The organism is Phytoactinopolyspora endophytica, from assembly GCF_004138495.1.
Classification (GTDB): domain Bacteria; phylum Actinomycetota; class Actinomycetes; order Jiangellales; family Jiangellaceae; genus Phytoactinopolyspora; species Phytoactinopolyspora endophytica.
Map to the genome: position 1 here is coordinate 714,009 of NZ_ML142849.1, position 3,433 is coordinate 717,441.

The 3,433-nt window shown below is 66.3% G+C and carries 2 protein-coding genes; one reads left to right on the top strand and one right to left on the bottom strand.

Annotated features, from left to right (window positions below):
- Positions 1-816 (top strand): spermidine synthase (locus ELR45_RS03110; RefSeq protein WP_165367428.1); only part of this gene is annotated, 816 nt, incomplete at its 5' end.
- Positions 817-1,004: 188 nt separating this feature from the next.
- Here the strand turns inward: ELR45_RS03110 and ELR45_RS03115 are convergent.
- On the bottom strand, positions 1,005-3,433 hold a 2,429-nt coding region (locus ELR45_RS03115), incomplete at its 5' end, for a vitamin B12-dependent ribonucleotide reductase (protein ID WP_240759112.1).

Below are 3,433 nucleotides of genomic sequence, written 5' to 3' on the forward strand. Positions count from 1 at the left end.
CTGATTCCCGACGACGAGCGGGAGCGCGGATGGACCGTCGCCATCAACGGCGTCCCCAGCTCGCATCTGGACCTCGACGATCCGACCCGGCTCGATTTCGAGTACATGCAGTGGACCGGCCGCGTTCTCGACGTCCTGGCAGCGGACGGGGATCCGATCGATGCCGTACACATCGGTGGCGCCGGGTGCACGCTCGCCCTCTATGTCGCCTCCACTCGGCCAGGCTCGAGACAGCTGGTCTTCGAGGTTGACGCCGGAATGGTCGCTCTGGCCCGCTCGGCGTTCGGGCTCCGCGGCGTCGCAGGGCTCCGGGTCAAGACGGCGGACGGCCGCACCGGGCTGACCGGGCTCGCGGAGAACGATGTCGACGTCATCATCCGGGACGCGTTCAGCGACCGCGCGGTGCCCGCGGACACCGAGGGCTCCCCCAAGGCACGGGTGCCCGGGCACCTGTCCACGGTGGAATGGTGCCGCGAGGCAGCGCGGGTCTTGCGGGGCGACGGGATCTACGTCGCGAACGTGGCGGACGGCGCCCAGGTGCGCGAGTCGAGGATCGAGGCGGCATCAGCACGGGAAGTGTTCGAGCATGTGGCGTTGGTCGCCGAGCCTGCGCAGCTGCGCGGCCGCCGCTACGGCAACGTGCTGGTCGTCGCGTCCCAGGCGGAGCTTCCTGAGGAACTGCTCATCCGCCGGCTGGCCGGCGGGGCGGTACGCGCGAGGTTCGTCGAACCGTCGCGGGTGCGAGAGCTGGTGGCCGGTGTGCATCCGCGACACGATGCCGACCTACCGCCGACGGCTCGCCCGCCGACGTCGTGATCGGGTTCTAGGTGGACGAATGAAGAAGCGGGGGAGCCGGGATTTCCTGCACCGGTTCCCCCGCTTCTTTACCCAACGGACGAACGTGGGGTCTGTGGGTGTTATGCCACCCGGCGGATCGAAGCCCTGACTAGGCGGCTCGAAGCCGTGACTAGGCAGTGCCCGTCACCGCCGGGTGACCTCATATGTCAACTGCAGCCACTCGTGGAACCACAGCCTTCGCAGACATAGCAGCTTCCGGCTGGGCGCATCTTCGTGCCGCAGGTCATGCATAGCGGAGCATCGGTACTGGTTCCCTGGATCGCCTCCAGAAGCTCCGCGGAGGTGTGCGCATCAGCAGGGGCGGGCTTGCCCGCAGCGGCAGCCGCATCGGCGTCCGCGGCGTGCTCGCTCTCCTCCGTCGCGGCCGAGCTCTCCCGCATCGGCACCGACTGCCGGAAGGACTCGACCTCGAACGCGGTGTCACTTTCGACCGGAGCGTACTCGCCCGTCTGCAGTTGCTGGGTCCGCTCCGCGGCAGTGTGGATGCCGAGCGCGGAACGGGTCTCGAACGGGAGGTGGTCCAGAGCCAGCCGGCGGAAGATGTAATCGACGACACTCTGCGCCATGCGCACGTCGGGATCGTCGGTCATGCCGGACGGCTCGAACCGCATATTGGTGAATTTCTGTACGTAGGTTTCGAGCGGGACACCGTACTGCAGAGCGATAGAGATCGCGATGGAGAAGGCGTCCATCACCCCGGCCAGGGTCGAGCCCTGCTTGCCCAGCTTGAGGAAAACTTCGCCGAGGCCGTTGTCCGGGTAAGAGCCCGCGGTCACGTAGCCCTCGGCACCGCCCACGGCGAACGATGTCGTCTGGCTCGGCCGGGATTTCGGGAGCCGCTTGCGGGTGGGCCGGTACTCGACCACCACTTCCTTCTCCGGCTCCTTGTCGGCGTTGCGCGTGCTGCCGTCCGACAGTGGCTGGCCCACCTTGCAGTTATCCCGGTAGACCGCCAGGGCCTTCAGGCCGAGCTTCCAACCCTCGAGGTAGACCTCCTCGATCTCCTCGACGGTCGCAGACTCCGGCATGTTGACGGTCTTGCTGATCGCCCCGCTGAGGAACGGCTGGACCGCCGCCATCATCCGCACGTGCCCCATCGGCTCGATGGCCCGCGGCTGTCCGGCGGCGCAGTCGAAGACCGAGTAGTGCTCCGGCTTCAGACCGGGGGCATCGACTACGTTGCCGTGCTGGGCGATGTACTCGACGACGGCTTCGATCGTCTCCTCGGTGTACCTGAGCTTGCGCAGCGCCTCGGGCACGGTGTGGTTGACGATCTGCATCGACCCACCGCCGACCAGCTTCTTGAACTTCACCAGGGAGAAGTCGGGCTCGATCCCGGTGGTGTCGCAGTCCATCATGAAGCCGATGGTGCCGGTCGGAGCCAGCAGACTGGCCTGCGCGTTTCGCCAGCCGTTCTTCTCGCCGAGCTTGTTCCCCTCCTGCCAGAACGTCGTCGCCAGCTTCTGCACGTCGCTGTCCAGCGAGCTGTGCGTCCGCAGCGCGTCATTGGCGGCGGCGTGCTTGCGCATCACACGAGCATGTGCTTCGGCGTTCCTAGCAAAGCCCTCGTACGGCCCGACGACACCGGCCAGCTCTGCCGAGCGCTTGTACGCGGCGCCGGTCATCAGCGACGTGATAGCCGCCGACACGGCACGACCCGCCTCGGAGTCGTACGCGAAGCCGGACGCCATCAGCAGCGCACCGAGGTTGGCGTAGCCGATGCCCAGCTGGCGGTACGCCCGCGTGGTCTCAGTGATCTTCTCGGTCGGGAAGTCCGCGAAGCAGATCGAGATGTCCATCGCGGTGATGATCAGCTCAACCGCCCTCGCGAACGTCTCCCCGTTGAAGGTGCCGTCGGAGTTCAGGAACTTCAGCAGGTTGAGGCTGGCCAGGTTGCACGACGAGTTGTCCAGGCTCATGTACTCCGAGCACGGGTTGCTCGCTGTGATCCGGCCCGTCTCCGGGTTGGTGTGCCAGTCATTGATGATGTCGTCGTACTGGATGCCGGGATCCGCACACTCCCACGCGGCCTTGGCCATCTTCCCGAACAGGTCGCGAGCGTCGACCGTGTCGATGACCTCGCCCGTCATCCGTGCCCGGAGACCGAACTTCTCGTTCTTCTCGACGGCGTGCATGAACTCATCGGAGACCCGGACCGAGTTGTTCGCATTCTGGTACTGGACGGAAACGATGTCCTTTCCGCCCAGCTCCACGTCGAAGCCGGCGTCACGCAACGCCCGGATCTTGTTCTCTTCGCGGGCCTTCGTCTCGATGAACTCCTCGACATCGGGGTGATCGACATCGAGCACCACCATCTTCGCCGCCCGACGGGTAGCGCCGCCGGACTTGATGGTGCCGGCAGATGCATCCGCACCGCGCATGAAGCTCACGGGCCCCGATGCGGTCCCGCCCGACGAGAGCAGCTCCTTGCTGGACCGGATCCGGGACAGGTTCAGACCGGCGCCCGAACCACCCTTGAAGATCATCCCCTCCTCGCCGTACCAGTTCAGGATCGACTCCATGGAGTCGTCCACCGAGAGGATGAAGCACGCCGATACCTGCTGCTTGGACGCCG